Source organism: Streptomyces sp. NPDC020884 (assembly GCF_044333935.1).
In the GTDB taxonomy this organism is placed as follows: domain Bacteria; phylum Actinomycetota; class Actinomycetes; order Streptomycetales; family Streptomycetaceae; genus Streptomyces.
Genome location: NZ_JBIRRY010000006.1, coordinates 99,982 through 117,435, shown reverse-complemented (window position 1 = coordinate 117,435; position 17,454 = coordinate 99,982). Strand labels below are relative to the sequence as shown.

General features: G+C 73.1%; 16 protein-coding genes. 9 read left to right on the top strand and 7 right to left on the bottom strand.

The features are described from left to right. Positions 1–9: 9 nt before the first annotated feature. From ACH4UK_RS19945 to ACH4UK_RS19935, 3 genes are all read left to right on the top strand, one after another. The gene (locus ACH4UK_RS19945) at positions 10–1,371 is read left to right on the top strand and encodes a M20/M25/M40 family metallo-hydrolase (protein WP_398357963.1); all 1,362 of its coding nucleotides are present in this window, start codon (positions 10–12) and stop codon (positions 1,369–1,371) included. Beyond that, the gene (locus ACH4UK_RS19940; protein WP_398357961.1) at positions 1,368–2,900 is read left to right on the top strand and encodes a YfcC family protein; all 1,533 of its coding nucleotides are present in this window, start codon (positions 1,368–1,370) and stop codon (positions 2,898–2,900) included. The genes ACH4UK_RS19945 and ACH4UK_RS19940 overlap by 4 nt, the downstream gene beginning before the upstream one ends. An 81-nt stretch (positions 2,901–2,981) precedes the next feature. Beyond that, the gene (locus ACH4UK_RS19935; RefSeq protein ID WP_398357959.1) at positions 2,982–4,394 is read left to right on the top strand and encodes a PQQ-binding-like beta-propeller repeat protein; all 1,413 of its coding nucleotides are present in this window, start codon (positions 2,982–2,984) and stop codon (positions 4,392–4,394) included. A gap of 67 nt (positions 4,395–4,461) precedes the next feature. On the opposite strand, the gene aceB is transcribed toward ACH4UK_RS19935, so the two are convergent. Further along, positions 4,462–6,081: a malate synthase A gene (aceB, locus tag ACH4UK_RS19930; protein ID WP_398357957.1), complete on the bottom strand. Its 1,620-nt coding sequence runs from the start codon at positions 6,079–6,081 to the stop codon at positions 4,462–4,464. A gap of 254 nt (positions 6,082–6,335) precedes the next feature. Further along, positions 6,336–6,965 (bottom strand): NTP transferase domain-containing protein, encoded by a 630-nt coding sequence (locus ACH4UK_RS19925; RefSeq protein ID WP_398357955.1) that lies wholly within the window; start codon positions 6,963–6,965, stop codon positions 6,336–6,338. A 199-nt stretch (positions 6,966–7,164) separates the two neighbouring features. Here ACH4UK_RS19925 and ACH4UK_RS19920 point away from each other — a divergent pair, with 199 nt between their 5' ends. Continuing rightward, positions 7,165–7,467, top strand: a complete 303-nt coding sequence (locus tag ACH4UK_RS19920) for a DUF5955 family protein (RefSeq protein WP_398358518.1) — start codon at positions 7,165–7,167, stop codon at positions 7,465–7,467. 46 nt (positions 7,468–7,513) lie between these two features. Here ACH4UK_RS19920 and ACH4UK_RS19915 read toward each other — a convergent pair whose 3' ends face one another. Both ACH4UK_RS19915 and ACH4UK_RS19910 read right to left on the bottom strand, forming a co-directional pair. Continuing rightward, entirely contained in the window at positions 7,514–8,149 is a 636-nt protein-coding gene (locus tag ACH4UK_RS19915; protein ID WP_398357953.1) for a response regulator, read from the bottom strand. After that, positions 8,146–9,456, bottom strand: coding sequence for a sensor histidine kinase (locus ACH4UK_RS19910; protein ID WP_398357952.1), 1,311 nt, complete (start codon positions 9,454–9,456; stop codon positions 8,146–8,148). Before ACH4UK_RS19910 ends, ACH4UK_RS19915 begins: the two co-directional genes overlap by 4 nt. 110 nt (positions 9,457–9,566) lie before the next feature. Here ACH4UK_RS19910 and ACH4UK_RS19905 point away from each other — a divergent pair, with 110 nt between their 5' ends. Next, positions 9,567–10,649 (top strand): ABC transporter permease, encoded by a 1,083-nt coding sequence (locus tag ACH4UK_RS19905; protein WP_398357950.1) that lies wholly within the window; start codon positions 9,567–9,569, stop codon positions 10,647–10,649. Beyond that, entirely contained in the window at positions 10,646–11,326 is a 681-nt protein-coding gene (locus ACH4UK_RS19900) for an ABC transporter ATP-binding protein (protein ID WP_398357948.1), read from the top strand. The genes ACH4UK_RS19905 and ACH4UK_RS19900 overlap by 4 nt, the downstream gene beginning before the upstream one ends. Positions 11,327–11,438: 112 nt before the next feature. Here ACH4UK_RS19900 and ACH4UK_RS19895 read toward each other — a convergent pair whose 3' ends face one another. Further along, on the bottom strand, positions 11,439–12,242 hold the full coding sequence (locus ACH4UK_RS19895; protein WP_398357946.1) for an IclR family transcriptional regulator: 804 nt from the start codon (positions 12,240–12,242) through the stop codon (positions 11,439–11,441). A gap of 350 nt (positions 12,243–12,592) precedes the next feature. Between ACH4UK_RS19895 and allB the strand changes: the two genes are divergently transcribed. The 3 genes from allB to ACH4UK_RS19880 all read left to right on the top strand — a co-directional run bounded on the left by allB (position 12,593) and on the right by ACH4UK_RS19880 (position 15,584). Continuing rightward, on the top strand, positions 12,593–13,936 hold the full coding sequence (gene allB / locus ACH4UK_RS19890) for an allantoinase AllB (RefSeq protein ID WP_398357944.1): 1,344 nt from the start codon (positions 12,593–12,595) through the stop codon (positions 13,934–13,936). A gap of 26 nt (positions 13,937–13,962) precedes the next feature. After that, on the top strand, positions 13,963–15,084 hold the full coding sequence (gene alc / locus ACH4UK_RS19885) for an allantoicase (RefSeq protein ID WP_398357942.1): 1,122 nt from the start codon (positions 13,963–13,965) through the stop codon (positions 15,082–15,084). Positions 15,085–15,254: 170 nt separating this feature from the next. Next, entirely contained in the window at positions 15,255–15,584 is a 330-nt protein-coding gene (locus ACH4UK_RS19880) for a putative quinol monooxygenase (RefSeq protein WP_384337151.1), read from the top strand. A gap of 25 nt (positions 15,585–15,609) precedes the next feature. Here the strand turns inward: ACH4UK_RS19880 and ACH4UK_RS19875 are convergent, their stop codons facing one another. Both ACH4UK_RS19875 and ACH4UK_RS19870 read right to left on the bottom strand, forming a co-directional pair. Continuing rightward, a complete protein-coding gene (locus ACH4UK_RS19875; protein WP_398357940.1) occupies positions 15,610–16,440 on the bottom strand; it encodes an aldo/keto reductase in 831 nt (276 codons plus the stop codon). A 153-nt stretch (positions 16,441–16,593) separates the two neighbouring features. Further along, a complete protein-coding gene (locus tag ACH4UK_RS19870) occupies positions 16,594–17,370 on the bottom strand; it encodes an SDR family NAD(P)-dependent oxidoreductase (RefSeq protein ID WP_398357938.1) in 777 nt (258 codons plus the stop codon). Between the last annotated feature and the right edge of the window lie 84 nt (positions 17,371–17,454).

The window sequence follows — 17,454 nt, the reverse complement described above, 5'->3', positions numbered from 1 at the left end:
GGCTGACCGATGGACCTGAGCAAGCGGGCCGACGCGTTGATGGACGGGCTGGTCGCCGACCTGGAACGGCTGGCGGCCATCCCGTCCATCGCCTTCCCCGGCTTCCCGCCCGAGCCCGTGCGGGAAGCCCACGACCTGCTGGTGGAACTGCTGCGCGGCGCGGGCGTGGAGCACGTCGAGCGGCTGGACCTGCCCGACACCTCGCCGATCATCGTCGCGGAGGTCCCGCCGCCCACCCCGGACGCGCCGACCGTCCTGCTCTACGGCCACTACGACGTCCAGCCGCCCGGCGACGCGGCGCTCTGGCTCTCGCCGCCCTTCGAGCCCACCCCCGTCGACGGCGGTCTCCGGGCCCGGGGCATCGCCGACGACAAGTCCAACATCATCGTCCACCTGGGGGTGCTCCGCGCCTTCGAGGGGCGTCCGCCGGTCGGGCTGAAGATCGTCCTGGAGGGCCAGGAGGAGTACGGCAGCGCCTTCGACGACTACCCGCCCACCGACCCGGCGCGCTTCGCCTGCGACGCCATGGTCATCGCGGACATGGGCAACCTCCGCCCCGGCAGCCCCACCCTCACCACCGGGCTGCGCGGCGCGTCGGAGGTCGTCGTCGAGGTCCGCACCCTCGCCGAACCCCGGCACAGCGGCGAGTTCGGCGGCGCGGCCCCCGACGCCCTGCTCGCCCTCCTCAAGGCCCTCGCCACCCTGCACGACGTCCACGGCGATGTGGCGGTCGAGGGCCTGCGCCGCGACGCATGGACCGGCACCACCTATACGGAGGAGGAGTTCCGCTCCCTGGCCGGCGTCCAGGAGGGCATGCCCCTCATCGGCTCCGGGAGCCTGGGCGAACGCCTCTGGAGCGGACCGGCGATCACCGTCATCGGCATCGACGCCCCGGGCGTCGAGAACGCGGCCTCCGCCGTCGTCCCGTACGCCCGCGCCAAGCTGAACCTGCGCTTCCACCCCGAGCAGGACCCGAGCCGGGCGCGGGACCTGCTCGTCACCCATCTGGAGTCCCTGCGCCCGTTCGGTATCCCGCTCACCGTCACCCCGGGCGACACGGGTCCCGGATTCGAACCCGCGACCGACGGCCCCGCCTACCGGGCCGCCCTCGTCGCCCTCCGCGAGGGCTGGGGGAGCGAAGCGGCCTTCGTCGCGAGCGGCGGCTCGATCCCCCTGGTCAACGGCCTGGCCAAGGCGGTCCCGAACGCCGAGGTCCTGCTCTTCGGCGCCCAGGACGGGCTGTGCAACCTGCACGCCCCGAACGAGCGGGTCCTCTTCTCGGAGCTGCGCTCGGCGGTCATCGCCGAGGCCGCGTTCCTGCGGGAGTACGCGAGGACGTACGGCGCGGGCACGGGCGGGAGCGCCGCGTGAGCAGCGCGGCGGACACGAAGCCCGCACCGGAGGAAGAGCCATCGGCCAGGAAGAAGTTCACCTTCCCCAGCGCCCTGACGATCCTCGCGATCGTCACGCTGGCCGTCTGGGCCCTGGCCTTCCTGATCCCGTCCGGCGCCTACGACCGCGACGGGGACGGCGCCCCGGTCGAGGGCACGTACCACCGCGTCGACTCCGACCAGAGCTTCGTCGACCGCCTGAACGACCTCTTCCTCTCCCCGGTCAACGGCCTCTACGGCGTCCAGGACGCGAAGACGGGCGAGGTCGGCCCCGACCTGGCCGGCGAACTGTACGGCAGCGCGGGCGTGTTCCTCTTCGTGCTCGCCATCGGCGCGTTCATCACCGTGGTGTTCGCCACCGGAGCCCTGGACCGGGGCATCGGCCGCCTCGCGCACCGGCTGCGCGACCGGGGAGCGCTGCTGATCGCCGGGGTGATGCTGGTCTTCTCGCTCCTGGGCACGGTCGAGGGCTTCGCGGAGGAGACCCTCGGCTTCTACGGACTGATCGTCCCGCTGATGCTGGCCCTGGGCTACGACCGCATGGTGGCCACCGGCACGATCATCCTGGGCGCGGGCATCGGGGTGCTCTGCTCCACGGTGAACCCCTTCGCCACCGGAGTCGCGTCCTCCGCCGCCGACATCTCGCTCGGCGACGGCATCGTGCTCCGCGCGATCATGTGGGTCGTCCTGACCACGGTGACGATCGCCTACGTCATCCGCTACGCGGTCCGCGTCCGCAAGAACCCCGACCGCTCGCTCTCCGGCTTCCTGCCCGGCGACCGCGAGCACAACGCGGCGGACGCGGCGGAACCCCCGGAGCTGACCGGGCTCCACCGGACCATCCTGGTCCTGGTCGCGCTGGTCTTCGCCTTCATGATCTTCTCGGTCGTCCCCTGGTCCAGCGCCCTCACGGGCGACGCCGACGCCACCCCGTACGGCTTCGAGCTCGGCTGGTCCTTCCCGCAGCTCGCCGCGCTGTTCCTGGTCGCGGCGGTCCTGGTGGGCGTCGTCGCCCGGTTCGGCGAGCAGAAGCTGAGCTCGACGATCATCCAGGGCGCGGCCGACTTCATCTCCCCGGCCCTGGTCATCGTCCTCGCGCGCGGCGTCACCGTCATCATGAACAACTCGCAGATCACCGACACCGTGCTGCACTCGATCGAGGGCGTCGTCTCGGGCACCTCATCGGCGCTCTTCGCGGTCTTCGTCTTCCTCGTCAATCTGCCCCTGGCCTTCCTCATCCCCTCCACCTCGGGCCACGCCACCCTGGCGATGCCGATCCTGGCCCCCCTCGCCGACTTCGCCGGCGTCTCCCGCGCGGTGGTCGTGACGGCCTGGCAGGCGGCGAGCGGCTGGATGAACCTCTGGGTCCCGACGACGGCGGTCACCATCGGCGGGGTGGCCCTGGCGAAGGTCAGCTACGACAAGTACCTGCGGTTCGTCTGGCCGTTGCTGGCGATCCTGTTCGCCCTGATCTGCGGATTCGTGGCGCTGGGCGCGGTCTGGACGTGAGGCGGCCCCGGTCGCCGGGTGTCACGCCCAGCGGGCTTCGCCTACGGTGGATCACCGGTGTGACCCACGAGGGGCGGGGAGATGCGAAGCGTACGAAAGGGCCTGTCGGGCCTGGTGGTTGTGGCGTTCCTGGCGGTGGCGGGATGCAGTTCCGGGGACGCGGACTCCGCCGACGCGAAGGACGGCGGGGCCGGCCGGAGCACAGCGTCGAAGCCCGCCGACAAGCCGGCGGCGAAGGCGTACGAAGCACCGGTGAGGTTCGCCGGGAAGCCCACGGGTGAGCAACTCCTCCAGAGCGGGCCCTGGCTGAACTCGGCGTTGGCCGGGCGCTATCTCTTCACCCGGACCCACGAGGACGTCCAGGTGACGGACGTGGCCACCGGGCGGCCGGCGGGGCCGCGACTGAGGCCGGAGAACCCGGCCGGGCGCGTGTACACGCGTTCGCTCGACTGGGACACGGACCGGGAGGACGACCTGGCCCCGTTCGCACTCGAGCGCGCGGACGGACCGCCCCTGGTCCTCGTCCCGTACCACGTGTCCAAGGAGGGCCGGGGCACCACCGCCTCCCAGCAGCTCATCGAACTCCTGGTCATCGACTCCGGCACCGGCAAGGTGCGCAGCCGCCTGGAGACCCCGCTGGTGGCGGACGCGTACAGGGGCCGGACCACGGCCGTCCGGGTCGTGGGCGCGCAGGACGGCACGGTGGCGGTCTCGCTGCGCGTGCACGACCGGCGTTCCTCCTCGCCCAACTCGGTCAGGGAGACCTTCGGCGTCGACCTGAGCGACCCCGACCGCCCCAGGACCACCTGGAAGAAGGCCGGTTTCGAGGCGTACACCGTCGCCGGGGGAAACGCGGTGGGCGCACAGGCCGACACCGGCTTGCGGTACCAGGTGCTGACGGCCGTGAGCATGAAGGACGGCGAAACGGCCTGGCAGGACCGCACCCATGAGCGCACCGCCGGGATGAACCCCGAACTCCAGGCGCAGTGGACGACGCCCGCGGGGCCCGACCGGATCATCACGACGAAGGTGACGCGCAGCGGCCTCGTCACCTCCCGCGGTCAGTTGCTCCTGGTGGACGCGGCGACGGGCAAGCAGCGGCCGCTGTCCGACAAGCAGCGCCCCGTGCACTGCCGTTACGACGGGAAGTCGGTCGTGGTCTGCGGCCCGCACCCGGGCACGCGCGCGGCCCCGAAGGAGGTCTTCGCCCTCGACGCCCCCAGCGGAAAGATCCTCTGGGAGCTGCCCGACAGCGCGGCCGGTCGCATCGCCCCCGAGGTCACCGCGGTCCGGCACGGCCGGGTCTACGCCGACACCCCTTCGGGCCCGGTGGTCCTGGACGCGCGCAGCGGGGCGGACATCGAACGGGATCCGGGCATCGCACCGGTGGTCGTGAACGAGTACGCGGGACTGGCGGCCCGGTCGCGCGGCTCCGGCTCCGGCCGAGCGTCGGCCCAGAGCTGGGAACTGTCCCTGCACCACACCCGCGGCTGACCCCGCCCGCGCACCCGAACCGCCCCCGGCGCTGTGCGGTGCCGGGGGCGGTTCGGGTGCGGAGGGGTCAGCGCAGCTGCTCGTACGCGGGCAGCGTCAGGAAGTCCGCGTAGTCCTGGTCCAGGGAGACCTGGAGCAGGAGGTCGTGGGCCTGCTGCCACTTGCCGGCGGTGAAGGTCTCCTCGCCGATCTCCTCGCGGATCGCGGTGAGTTCCTCGGCCGCGACCTTGCGGGCCAGGTCCGCGGTGGCGTGTTCGCCGTTCTCGAAGACCACGTCCGCGTTGATCCACTGCCAGATCTGCGAGCGGGAGATCTCGGCGGTGGCCGCGTCCTCCATCAGGTTGAAGATGGCGACCGCGCCCAGGCCGCGCAGCCAGGCCTCGATGTAGCGGATGCCGACCGCGACGGCGTTGCGCAGACCGTCGTACGTGGGCTTGGCGTGCAGGGTGTCGATGGCGATCAGGTCGCCGGGCGCCACCGAGACGTCCTCGCGCAGCCGGTCCTTCTGGTTCGGCTTCGCGCCGAGGACCGCGTCGAAGGAGGCCAGGGCGATCGGGACCAGGTCGGGGTGGGCGACCCAGGAGCCGTCGAAGCCGTCGTGCGCCTCACGGTCCTTGTCCGCCTTGACCTTCTCGAAGGCCACCTTGTTGACCTCGGCGTCGCGGCGCGAGGGGATGAAGGCGGCCATGCCGCCGATCGCGTGCGCGCCGCGCTTGTGGCAGGTGCGGACCAGGAGTTCGGTGTACGCCCGCATGAACGGGGCGGTCATCGTCACCGCGTTGCGGTCCGGCAGGACGAACTTGGGCCCGCCGTCACGGAAGTTCTTGACGATGGAGAAGAGGTAGTCCCAGCGGCCGGCGTTCAGGCCGGAGGCGTGGTCGCGCAGCTCGTAGAGGATCTCCTCCATCTCGTACGCGGCGGTGATCGTCTCGATCAGGACGGTGGCGCGGACCGTGCCCCGGGGGATGCCGACGTAGTCCTGGGCGAAGACGAAGATGTCGTTCCAGAGGCGGGCCTCCAGGTGCGACTCCGTCTTCGGCAGATAGAAGTACGGGCCCTTGCCGAGGGCGATGAGGCGCTGGGCGTTGTGGAAGAAGTAGAGGCCGAAGTCGACCAGCGCGCCGGGCACGGAGACGCCGTCGAGCTGGAGGTGGCGCTCCTCCAGGTGCCAGCCGCGCGGGCGCATGACGACCGTGGCGAGTTCGCCGGCGGACTTCAGCGCGTAGGACTTGCCGGACTTCGGGTCGGTGAAGTCGATGCGACGCTCGTAGGCGTCGGTCAGGTTGAGCTGGCCGAGGACGACGTTCTCCCACGTGGGGGCGGACGCGTCCTCGAAGTCGGCGAGCCAGACCTTCGCGCCGGAGTTCAGCGCGTTGATGGTCATCTTGCGGTCGGTCGGACCGGTGATCTCCACCCGGCGGTCGTTCAGCGCGGCCGGAGCCGGCGCGACCTTCCAGGAGTCGTCCGCGCGGATCGCCGCCGTCTCGGGCAGGAAGTCCAGCGTGGAGGTGCGGGCGATCTCGGCGCGGCGCTCACCGCGCCGGGCGAGCAGCTCATTGCGGCGCGGCGTGAACTGCCGGTGCAGCTCGGCCACGAACGCGAGGGCCGCGTCGGTCAGGACCTCTTCCTGCCGGGGCAGGGGCTCGGCATCGACGATGGCCAGCGTGGACGGCGCTGGTGCGGACATGAGCTGTCACTCCTTCAGCGGGCGGCGGCGTCGCATGGCCGCCGGGTCGCCTGAGACGGCACGGCGTGCCATGGCTCCGAGATACGGCCGTGGGCGCCGTCTGAGGGTTCAGAGGGCTTCTGACCAGTGGATAGTAGTTTCCTCATGGTGGAAGTTCAATGGTTTGTTGATGTCGAGATTCTCCGGGTCGACAGAATCGGCCCGATGGCGGCGCAGCGTGCCAGCGTGGCCACGCACCGTTCGCCCTGCTCCGGTCACTCCAGGCGCTCGAGGTCCTGTGAGGTGTCGATGTCGTACGCCTCGGCCACATCCGAACACTCCACGAGCGTGATCGCATCGCGGTGCTCCCGCAGATACGCCCGCGCCCCCCGGTCGCCCACCGCCCCCGCCGCGATGTCCGCCCACCGGTCCGCCCCGAACAGCACCGGATGGCCCCGCTCCCCGCCGTACGAGGCGGCCGCCAGACTCGTCCGCGAGCGGTGGGCGAGACGCACCCGCGCCACCGCCTCGGCGCCGATCCCCGGCTGATCGACCAGCAGGACGAGCGCCGCGTCCGCGTGCGTGGCGCTCAGGGCGGCCAGACCCAGCCGGAGCGAGGAGCCCATGCCCTCCTCCCAGCCCGGGTTCACCGTCACCGCGCAGCCCGTGAGGTCCGCGCGGGCCTGCACCTCCTCGGCCGCCGCGCCCAGCACCACGTGCAGCGGGCCGCAGCCGCCGTTGCGCAGGGAGCGCACCGCGTGCTCGATCAGCGGGCGGCCCCGGTGCTCCAGCAGCGCCTTCGGGCGGCCGCCGAGGCGGCGGCCCCCTCCGGCGGCCAGCAGCACCCCCGCGACCTCGGGGTTCTTCGCCTCGGAAGGCGTGTTCGCAGCCATGTCCGTAACCATGAGGCCTGGATACCACTGAGCCCTTCGTACACGCGACACGCATGTCATCCTCAGGGGTAACCCTGATTTCTTTCCGTGGGCTGGCGCGCACTGCCTGTCATGGCGTTAACTTGCGGGCGAACCCGGGGACTTGGCCACCGCACGGGTCCGGGGGACACCGGCACAAAGACGTGCGAGGGGGAGTGCTGTGTTGCGAAGCGTGGGGCAGAAGCGGCTGACCGGCAGCGGTGAGGACCCGAGGGTGGCCGAGCTGCGGATGGCCGTGTCCCGGCTCCGCCGGGAGCTGGCCGGGCTCCGGACGGAGTTCCCCGACCGGCCGATCGCCGAGGACGAGCTGGCGTCCCTGGACGCCATGGCCGTCAGCGGTCTGCCGGAGATCCCCCGGATGCGCCGCTCCCTGCTGCTGATCGCGGGGGCGATCGGCTCGGTGAGCGCGCTCGCCGCCGCCCTGCGCGAGGTGCGCAACGCGGTGGACCTCTTCGGAGAGCCGCCGCGCCTCTGACCGGCGGGCGTGACGGGCCGCCGTCGGCGACGGGCCGAAAGCCGGGTCAACGGCGGATGAGCCTGCGGGCCGTGGCCGCCGCGACCGCCGACGTACGGGAGTCGACGCCCAGCTTGGCGTAGATGTGCACCAGATGGGACTTCACCGTCGCCTGGCTCAGGAACAGCTTCTTGCTGATCTGCAGGTTCGACAGGCCCTCCCCGACCAGCTGGAGCACCTCCAGCTCCCGCCGGGTCAGCGCCTCGGCCGGGGTGCGCATGCGGTCCATCAGCCGGTGCGCCACCGAGGGCGCCAGCGCCGAGCGGCCCGCCGCCGCGGTGCGCACCGCGCCCGCCAGCTCCTGCGGCGGCGCGTCCTTGAGCAGATAGCCGCTCGCCCCCGCCTCGACCGCCGCCAGGATGTCCGCGTCGGAGTCGTACGTGGTGAGGATCAGGACGTGAGGGCCCCCCGGCACGGCGGTGATCGCCGCCGTGGCCTCCGAGCCGTGCATCCCCGCCCCGAACTGGAGATCCATCAGGACCACGTCGATCCCGCCCGCGGCCGCCAGGGCGACCGCCCGCTCCGCGGTGGCGGCCTCGTCGACGACCCGGAAGTCCGGCTCGGTGTCCAGGACCGCGCGCAACCCCGCCCGGACGACCGGGTGGTCGTCCGCGAGCAGCAGTCGGATCGCGTCCCCGCTCATGCGGCACGCTCCCGCTCCGCGACGGGCAGCGGCAGCGTGACCGCCACCGCCGTGCCCTGGCCCGGCGCCGACTCCACACTCAGCGCCCCGCCGAGCGATCCGGCGCGCGCCCGCATCGCCGGCAGCCCGAAGCCGCCGTCGCCGGGCTGCCGGACCGGTGCCGCCGCCGGGTCGAAGCCCCGGCCGTCGTCCACGATGTCCAGCGCCACCGAGGTGTCCATGAAGCTCAGGGTGATCTCCGCCCTCCCGGCCCGCGCGTGGCGCACGGTGTTGGCCAGTGCCGACTGCGCGGTCCGCAGCAGCGCCACCTCGTACGGGGTGGGCAGCTCCACCGGAGTGCCGCTGACCGCGAACCGTACGGTCAGGTCCGGGGCGGTGGTCCGGGCGCAGAGCCGCTCCAGGGCAGCGGCCAGCGAGCCGTGCTCCAGGTCCGGCGGGGTCAGGGCGCGGACGAAGGAACGGGCCTCGGCCAGATTGGCCTGCGCGGCCTCGCGGGCGGCCCGGACGTGCGCGGCGGCCGGGGCGTCCTCGGGCAGCGAGCGCTCGGCGGCGCGCAGCAGCAGCTGGATGCTGGACAGGCCCTGGGCCAGCGTGTCGTGGATCTCCCGGGCCAGGCGCTCGCGCTCGGCGAGGGTCCCCGCCGTACGCTCCGCCTCGGCCAGGTCCGCCCGGGTGGCCACCAGCTCCACGATCAGCTCGCGCCGCCGTTCGCTCTCCCGGAACAGGGCGTCGTACCCGAGGACCGTGGCGACGGCGACGGCCGCGCCGAGCAGCGGCCCGATGAAGGCGCCGGGCGCGATCTCCTGCCGGTGCACCACGAAACTGGTGATCGCGGCGGCCGCGGTGACCACCACGGCGGGCAGCGCCCAGCGCATCGGCACCATGTGGAGCTGGAGGAAGTAGAGCGGGAAGGCCACCCACAGGGCGTCCGGCGACAGCACGAGCAGCGCGGCCCACAGGGCGCACAGCCCCGCCAGCCACAGCGCGGCGGCCCTGCTCCCGGGCAGCGGTACGGAGGCGGGGCGAGCCCGCGCGGGGCCGGGCGGGCGGGGACCGTCCCCGGCCGCGCTGCCCGGCGGCGCCGACGCCTCGCGCTCCTCGGCCCGGCTCCGGAGCGTCACGGACGCGGCGAGCGCCCCCGCCGCGTACAGCGCGCCCAGCAGCAGCGCCACCGCCACGATCGCCGCCCTGTGCGGCGCGCCCTCGGTCACCGCGCGGACCACCACCAGCGCCAGCAGCCCCGCCAGCAGCGCGTGCAGACAGAGCCGCAGGGCGGCCGTGACGTGGGTGTGCGAACGCGAATCCATGGTTCGTCCAGCGTAGCGGCGGCGGCCGCGGACCCGGTCAATCGAAAGGTTGATCCCGGGCCCGTCCGCCGTGCGATGTTTTCCCGCCCCGGCCCGACGACGCTGGAGCCATGTTTGTCGCATGGAGAGACCTTCGCTTCGCCAAGGGCCGGTTCGCGCTCATGGGCTCGGTCGTGGTGCTGATCACGCTGCTCGTGGGCCTGCTGTCCGGCCTGACCGCCGGTCTGGCCCGGGAGAACACCTCGGCCGTCACCGGTCTCGACGCCGATCAGCTGGCCTTCGCCGCGCCGCCGGACGGCCAGTCGGTGTCCTTCGCCAACTCGACCGTCCGGGAGGACGACTGGCGGGCCTGGGCCGGGCGGCCCGGCGTCGAGGCCGCGCAGCCGGTCGGCATCCGGACCCTGAACGCCACCGCCGCCGGTGAGCGGACCGCCGCCGTGTCGGCCTTCGGCGTCGAACCGGACGGCACCCTGGCCCCCCGGGGCATCGGCCCCGGGCGCGTGGTGCTCTCCGTGAAGGCGGCCGAGGAGCTCGGCGTGGCCGTCGGCGACCGGATCGCGCTCGGCCGGGCCGAGCGGGAGGTCGCCGCCGTCGAGGGAGACGCCGCCTACAGCCACACGCCCGTCGTCTGGACCACCCTCGACGACTGGCAGCAGGTGGGCCACGACGGCGCAGGCCCCGCCGAACAGGCGACCGTGATCGCCCTGACCACCACGGACGGCGTCGACCTCGCGGCGGGCGACGAGGCGGCGGGCACCAGCACGCTCGCCCTCGACGACTCCCTCACCGCCATCGGCTCCTACCAGGCGGAGAACGGCTCGCTGCAACTGATGCGCGGCTTCCTCTTCGCCATCTCCGCGCTCGTCATCGGCGCCTTCTTCACCGTCTGGACGATCCAGCGCAGCGGCGACGTCGCCGTACTGAAGGCGCTCGGCGCGTCGACCCCCTACCTCCTGCGCGACGCGCTCGGGCAGGCCGTGGTGATGCTCGCCATCGGTACGGGCCTGGGCACCGCCATCGCCGCCGGGGCCGGCGCCCTGATCGGCGGGGGAGCCGTGCCGTTCGTCCTGGACGCGGCGACCGTCCTCGTCCCGGCCGCCGTGATGATCGCCCTCGGCGCGCTCGGGGCCGCCCTGTCCATCCGGCGGATCACCGCCGTCGACCCGCTCACCGCACTCGGGAGTGCCCGATGACGCTCACCCTGACCGATGTCACCCTCACCTACCCGGACGGCGAGGGCCGGCTCACCGCCCTGGACCGGGTCTCGCTCGACGTGCCCCCGGGCACGCTCACCGCCGTCGTCGGGCCGTCAGGATCGGGCAAGTCCAGCCTGCTCGCGGCGGCCGCCACCCTGGTCACCCCGGACTCCGGCGAGGTCGTCGTGGCCGGAACGCGGACCGCCGGACTCGGCCGGGCCGGGCGGGCGGCCCTGCGCCGGGAGCACATCGGCATCGTCTTCCAGCAGCCCAACCTGCTGCCGTCGCTGACCGCCGCCGAACAGCTCCAGGTGATGCGCCACCTGTCCGGCGGCTCCGCCCGCAGCGCCCGCCCGAGGGCCCTGGAGCTGCTGGACGCGGTCGGCCTGGCCGACCGCGCCGACCGGCGGCCGCACCAGCTCTCGGGCGGTCAGCGCCAGCGGATCAACATCGCGCGGGCCCTGATGAACGAGCCGGCGGTCCTGCTCGTCGACGAGCCGACCAGCGCGCTCGACCACGAACGCGGCGCGGCCGTGCTCGACCTGCTGGTCACCCTGACCCGGGAGCGCGCCACCGCCACGGTGCTGGTCACCCACGATCTGGCGCATCTGGACCGGATGGACCGCACGGTGACGATGGACGACGGGCGGCTGACGGTTCCGGCGCAGGTCTGACCGGCGGAAGGTCCGGCCGGTCGCAGGGCTGGCCGGTCCAGGGGCTGGCCGGTCGAAGGGGTGGCCGGTCGTGAGCCCGAAGGGCGCGGGCCGGTGCCCGCGCCCCGGCGGATCAGCCGCCGTTCGTGCCGCTGCTCGCCAGCGCGTCGGACAGTTCCTTGGCGACCTGCTGGAGTATCGGCACGATCCGCTCCGTGGCCGTCTCCGTCACGCGTCCCGCCGGCCCCGAGATGGAGATCGCGGCCGAGGTGGGGGAGTTCGGCACGGAGACCGCGAGGCACCGCACCCCGATCTCCTGCTCGTTGTCGTCCACCGCGTATCCGGCGCGGCGCACCAGCTCCAGGGCGTCGAGGAAGCCCTCCGGCGTGGTGATCGTCTTCTCCGTGGCGGCCGGCATGCCGGTACGGGCCAGGAGCGCGCGGACCTCGTCGGGCGGGGTGTGCGCGAGGAGCGCCTTGCCCACGCCGGTGGAGTGCGGCAGGACCCGGCGGCCGACCTCGGTGAACATCCGCATGGAGTGCTTGGACGGCACCTGGGCGACGTACACGATCTCGTCCCCGTCCAGCAGCGCCATGTTGGCCGTCTCGCCGGTCTCCTCCACCAGACGGCTGAGGTAGGGGCGGGCCCAGGTGCCCAGCAGCCGGGAGGCGGACTCGCCGAGCCGGATCAGACGGGGGCCGAGCGCATAGCGCCGGTTGGGCTGCTGGCGCACGTATCCGCAGACCACCAGGGTGCGCATCAGCCGGTGGATGGTCGGCAGGGGCAGACCGCTGCTCGCGGAGAGCTCGCTCAGTCCGACCTCGCCCCCGGCGTCGGCCATCCGCTCCAGCAGATCGAAGGCGCGCTCAAGGGACTGCACCCCACCGCTGGAACCGGAGGGCTTGGAGTCGGCTGTGCTGGCGTGGGACGGCGGCACGTCAACGGTCCTTTCGAAGCGGAAGGCAAGGCAGCAGCCTACCGGGCGGTTCCCGATCGGCCCACAGTTCCCCGGTCGGCGTCCGTGCCGGTCAGGGCCTGTTTTGTCCGGGTGCCGACGGTCGTGCGGGCGGCTCGGCGCTGCTCCTCCTGGCCCATGCTACGTTCCGCAGTTCGAAATATGACTTTTACTTTGTGGAAACCTCCAGTCGGGCGCCAGGGGTGGCCCGCCGGGTCCCCGTGACGGAGGGTGGGGTCTTGACGAGGGCGATTCCCGAGTGAAGACTCCATCGAAGCTTCAACAGTTCGTTGAATTCCTGTTGTGATCATTGCTGGAGTGAAGGAGCACAGGTGTCCGGTCCGGACGTGAACCTGATACTGCGCTCGACGCGCGTCGTCACCCCCGAGGGCACCCGCCCCGCAGCGGTCGCCGTCGCGGGCGGGACGATCGACGCGGTCCTGCCGTACGACACCGAGGCGCCCGCGGGCGCCCACCTGGAGGACTTCGGCGACGACGTCCTGCTGCCCGGCCTGGTCGACACCCACGTCCATGTGAACGACCCCGGCCGCACCGAGTGGGAGGGCTTCTACACCGCCACCCGCGCGGCCGCCGCCGGTGGCATCACCACACTCCTGGACATGCCGCTCAACTCGCTGCCGCCGACCACCACCGTCGAGCACCTGCGGATCAAGCAGCAGGTGGCGGCCCCCAAGGCGCACGTCGACACCGGCTTCTGGGGCGGTGCGATCCCGTCCAACGTCAAGGACCTGCGCCCGCTGTACGAGGCCGGGGTCTTCGGCTTCAAGTGCTTCCTGTCGCCCTCGGGCGTCGAGGAGTTCCCGGAGCTGGACCAGGAGCAGCTGGCCCGCTCGATGGCGGAGATCGCCGGCTTCGGCGGGCTGCTCATCGTGCACGCCGAGGACCCGCACCACCTGGCCGAGGCCCCGCAGCGCTCCGGCCCCGCCTACGCGGACTTCCTCGCCTCCCGTCCGCGCGACGCCGAGAACACCGCGATCGAGGGGCTCATCGCCCACGCCAAGCGGCTGAACGCGCGGATCCACGTCCTGCACCTCTCCTCCAGCGACGCCCTGCCGCTGATCGCCGCCGCGAAGCGCGAGGGCGTCCGCGTCACCGTCGAGTCCTGTCCGCACTTCCTCACCCTCACCGCCGAGGAAGTGCCGGACGGGGCCACGGAGTTCAAGTGCTGCCCGCCGATCCGTGAGGCCGCCAACCAGGACGCGCTGTGGGCCGGGCTCGCCGACGGCACGATCGACTGCATCGTCAGCGACCACTCCCCGTGCACCACGGACCTCAAGACCCCGGACTTCGCCTCCGCCTGGGGCGGCATCTCCTCCCTCCAGCTCGGCCTGCCCGCCATCTGGACCGAGGCCCGCAGGCGCGGCCACTCCCTCGACGACGTCGCCCGCTGGATGTCCGCCGCCCCCGCCGAGCTCGCCGGACTGAGCCGCAAGGGCGCCATCGAGGCCGGCCGCGACGCCGACTTCGCGGTCCTCGCCCCCGAGGCGACCTTCACCGTCGACCCCGCCGAGCTCTTCCACCGCAACCAGGTCACCGCCTACGCCGGCAAGACCCTGCACGGCGTGGTGCGCTCCAGCTGGCTGCGCGGTGTCCGCATCGCCTCCGACGGCGTCCTCGCCGAGCCCGCCGGCCGCCTCCTCGAACGCGACCACTGACCGTTCCCCGAAAGGACCCGCCGACCATGACGGACGCCGCGATACCGCGCTTCACCGGCGACGCCAGCCCGTACGCGGGCGGCGACCCCTACGCCGACCACCGCACCGCCGACTTCCCCTTCACCCACCTCGTGGACCTGGCCGACCGCCGCCTCGGGGCCGGGGTGATCGCGGCCAACGACGAGTTCTTCGCCGAGCGCGAGAACCTCCTCAAGCCCGAGCCCGCCGTCTTCGACCCGGAGCACTTCGGGCACAAGGGCAAGATCATGGACGGCTGGGAGACCCGCCGCCGACGCGGGGTCAGCGCCGGCGAACCGCACCCCACCGCCGACGACCACGACTGGGCCCTCGTCCGCCTCGGCGCGCCCGGCGTCATCCGGGGCATCGTCCTGGACACCGCCCACTTCCGCGGCAACTACCCCCAGGCGGTCTCCGTCGAGGCGGTCTCGCTGCCCGGCTCCCCGTCCCCCGAGGACCTCCTCGCCCCCGACGTGAAGTGGACGACGCTCGTCCCCCGTACGGCGGTCGGCGGTCACGCGGCCAACGGGTTCGCCGTCGACGCCGAGCAGCGCTTCACCCACCTGCGGGTCAACCAGCACCCGGACGGCGGGATCGCCCGGCTGCGCGTCCACGGCGAGGTCGCCCCGGACCCCGCCTGGCTCGGCGCGCTCGGTACGTTCGACCTCGCGGCCCTGGAGAACGGCGGCCAGGTCGAGGACGCCTCCGACCGCTTCTACTCCCCGGCCACCAACACCATCCAGCCGGGCCGCTCGCGCAAGATGGACGACGGCTGGGAGACCCGCCGCCGGCGCGACAAGGGCAACGACTGGATCAGCTACCGCCTCGCCGCGCAGTCCGGGATCCGGGCGGTCGAGATCGACACCGCCTACCTCAAGGGCAATTCCGCCGGCTGGGCGAGCCTTTCGGCGCGGGACGGCGAGGGCGGCGACTGGACGGTGGTCCTGCCCCGGACCCGCCTCCAGCCCGACACCAACCACCGCTTCGTGCTGGACGGGACCGTCCGGGCCACCCAGGTGCGGATCGACATCTTCCCGGACGGCGGCATCTCACGGCTCCGGCTGTTCGGATCGCTCACCGACGAGGGCGCCGCCGCCCTGGCGGCCCGTCACCGGGAGCTCGGCGGCTGATCGCTGATCCCGAGAAGTCCGGCACGGGCGCACCGCGGTCGCAGGGGGATCGTGGTGCGCCCGTGCCGGTCCTGTCGCGTGCGGCTGTGTCACCCTGTTCGGGGTGCGGCGAGCAGGCCCGCAGGGCCGGGCGCGCCGCACCTCTCGACATTCCCGACCAGGAGCCCCCCATGATCTTCATCGCCGTCAAGTTCACCGCCCTCGTCGCCGAGCGTGACAACTGGCTCCCCCGGCTGGAGGACTTCACCGTCGCCACCCGCAGCGAGCCCGGCAACGTCTTCTTCGACTGGTCCTACAGCGTGGAGAACCCCAACGAATTCGTCCTGCTGGAGGCATTCGCCGACGGGGCGGCGGGGGAGGCGCACGTGAACTCCGACCACTTCAAGGCGGCGATCGAGACGATGTCGGAGATGGTGGCCGAGGTCCCCGAGATCATCAACGTCGAGGTGGAGGGCGCCGGCTGGTCCCGGATGGCGGAGGTCACCCCGCGCAACCGGTGACCGCGGAGCCCCGGCCGGCCCCGGGCTAGAACTCCTCGTGGGAGTCCGGGTCGCCGCCGAACCGCCGCTGCCGCCCGGACCCGATCGTCGTCAACTCCTGCGCGGTCAGCTCGAACCCGAACAGATCCAGGTTCTCGCGCTGCCGCCCCGGATCCGCCGACTTCGGGATCGGCACCGCGCCCAGCTGGGTGTGCCAGCGCAGCACCACCTGGCCGGGGCGCACTCCGTGGTCCTCGGCGATCGCCACGGTCGAGGGATCCTCCAGCACCTCGCGGCCGCGGGCCAGCGGGCTCCAGCTCTCGGTGACGATGCCCTTCGCCGCGTGCACCGCCCGCAACTCCTCCTGCGGGAGCAGCGGATGCATCTCGATCTGGTTCACCGAGGGCAGCACGCCCGTCTCCCGCTCCAACCGCTCCAGGTGCGCGGCGGTGAAGTTGGAGACGCCGACGGAGCGGACCAGACCGTCCTCGCGGAGCCTGATCATCGCCTTCCACGTGTCCACGTACCTGTCGACGCGGGGGAGCGGCCAGTGGATCAGGTAGAGGTCGACGTACTCCAGGCCCAGCCGGGCCCGTGACTCCTCGAACGAGGCGAGCGTCTCCTCGTACCCGTGGTGCCGGCCGGGCACCTTGGTGGTGACGAAGACGTCCTCGCGGGGGACGCCGCTGCGGGCGATGCCCCGGCCGGTGCCGGTCTCGTTGCCGTAGTTGAGGGCCGTGTCGACCAGCCGGTAGCCGAGCCCCAGGGCCCCGGCGACGGCCTCCTCGGCCGCCGCGTCGTCCAGCGGGTAGGTGCCGAGCCCCACCGCGGGGAGCCGTGTGCCGTCGTTGAGCGTGTGAACCGGTGTGCCGGACATGTGCTGGGTCCCGTCCTTCCCGTCGCCGCCCCGTCCCCGCCAGCGTAGGGGCGGCGACGGGGCGGGGCAGCCGGGACGGGGCCGCCGGGCGGAGCACGCGGGCCGGCCGGAGAGCATGCCGGCCGGGCAGCGCGCGCCGGGCGGCGCGGCCGCTCAGGCCGCGTGGCCGCCGTCCACGACGACCTCCGTGCCGGTGATGAAGCCCGCCTCCGCGCTCGCGAGGTACGCGACGAGCGAGGCGACCTCCTCCGCCGTGCCGAAGCGGCCCAGGGCGGTCGCCGCCCGCTGGCCCTCGGCGAACGGCCCGTCGGCCGGGTTGAGATCGGTGTCCACCGGACCGGGCTGGATCAGGTTCACCGTGATGCCGCGCGGCCCCAGCTCCCGGGCGAGCGGCTTGGTCAGCCCGGCGAGGGCGGACTTGCTGAGGGCGTAGAGAGTGCCGCCGGGCCCGCCCGCGTACCGGCTCAGGGCGGTGCCCACGGAGACGATGCGGCCGCCGTCGGCCAGCCGCTCCGCCGCCGCGCGGCAGGCGAGGAAGACGGCCCGCACGTTCACCGCCAGCGTGCGGTCCACCTCCGGCCCGGCGAGCGCGGAGATCGGGCCGAGGACGCCGATGCCCGCGTTGTTGACCAGGATGTCCAGCCGGCCGAGCGCGTCCGCCGCCCGGTGCACGGCGTCGGAGGCCGCCTCCGCGTCCGCCGCGTCGCAGCGCAGGGCGAGTCCCCGACGGCCGAGGCCCTCGATCCTCGCGACGACCGCACGGGCCGCCGCCTCGTCCTTGACATAGGTGACGGCGACGTCCGCGCCCTCCTGGGCGAGCCGCAGCGCGGTCGCGGCGCCGATGCCCCGGCTGCCCCCGGTGACCAGGGCGGCCCGGGGCGCCCGGCCGGTGGGAACGGCGGAAAGGGTGGGGGAAGGGGTGCTGGACATGGCTGGTTCCTCGCGGTTGGGGAGGCCGTCGCTCCGACGGCATCCCCCAGCAAACGCGCGCCGGGTCCCGCGCACCGGCGGGTA

Bases quoted from the DNA above. Each gene is read 5' to 3' on its own strand.
- aceB (WP_398357957.1), bottom strand. From the start codon at position 6,081: ATGTCCGCACCAGCGCCGTCCACGCTGGCCATCGTCGATGCCGAGCCC.
- ACH4UK_RS19870 (WP_398357938.1), bottom strand. From the start codon at position 17,370: ATGTCCAGCACCCCTTCCCCCACCCTTTCCGCCGTTCCCACCGGCCGG.
- ACH4UK_RS19905 (WP_398357950.1), top strand. From the start codon at position 9,567: ATGTTTGTCGCATGGAGAGACCTTCGCTTCGCCAAGGGCCGGTTCGCG.
- ACH4UK_RS19925 (WP_398357955.1), bottom strand. From the start codon at position 6,965: ATGGTTACGGACATGGCTGCGAACACGCCTTCCGAGGCGAAGAACCCC.
- ACH4UK_RS19880 (WP_384337151.1), top strand. From the start codon at position 15,255: ATGATCTTCATCGCCGTCAAGTTCACCGCCCTCGTCGCCGAGCGTGAC.
- ACH4UK_RS19910 (WP_398357952.1), bottom strand. From the start codon at position 9,456: ATGGATTCGCGTTCGCACACCCACGTCACGGCCGCCCTGCGGCTCTGT.
- ACH4UK_RS19915 (WP_398357953.1), bottom strand. From the start codon at position 8,149: ATGAGCGGGGACGCGATCCGACTGCTGCTCGCGGACGACCACCCGGTC.
- ACH4UK_RS19935 (WP_398357959.1), top strand. From the start codon at position 2,982: ATGCGAAGCGTACGAAAGGGCCTGTCGGGCCTGGTGGTTGTGGCGTTC.
- ACH4UK_RS19900 (WP_398357948.1), top strand. From the start codon at position 10,646: ATGACGCTCACCCTGACCGATGTCACCCTCACCTACCCGGACGGCGAG.
- ACH4UK_RS19875 (WP_398357940.1), bottom strand. From the start codon at position 16,440: ATGTCCGGCACACCGGTTCACACGCTCAACGACGGCACACGGCTCCCC.
- ACH4UK_RS19945 (WP_398357963.1), top strand. From the start codon at position 10: ATGGACCTGAGCAAGCGGGCCGACGCGTTGATGGACGGGCTGGTCGCC.
- alc (WP_398357942.1), top strand. From the start codon at position 13,963: ATGACGGACGCCGCGATACCGCGCTTCACCGGCGACGCCAGCCCGTAC.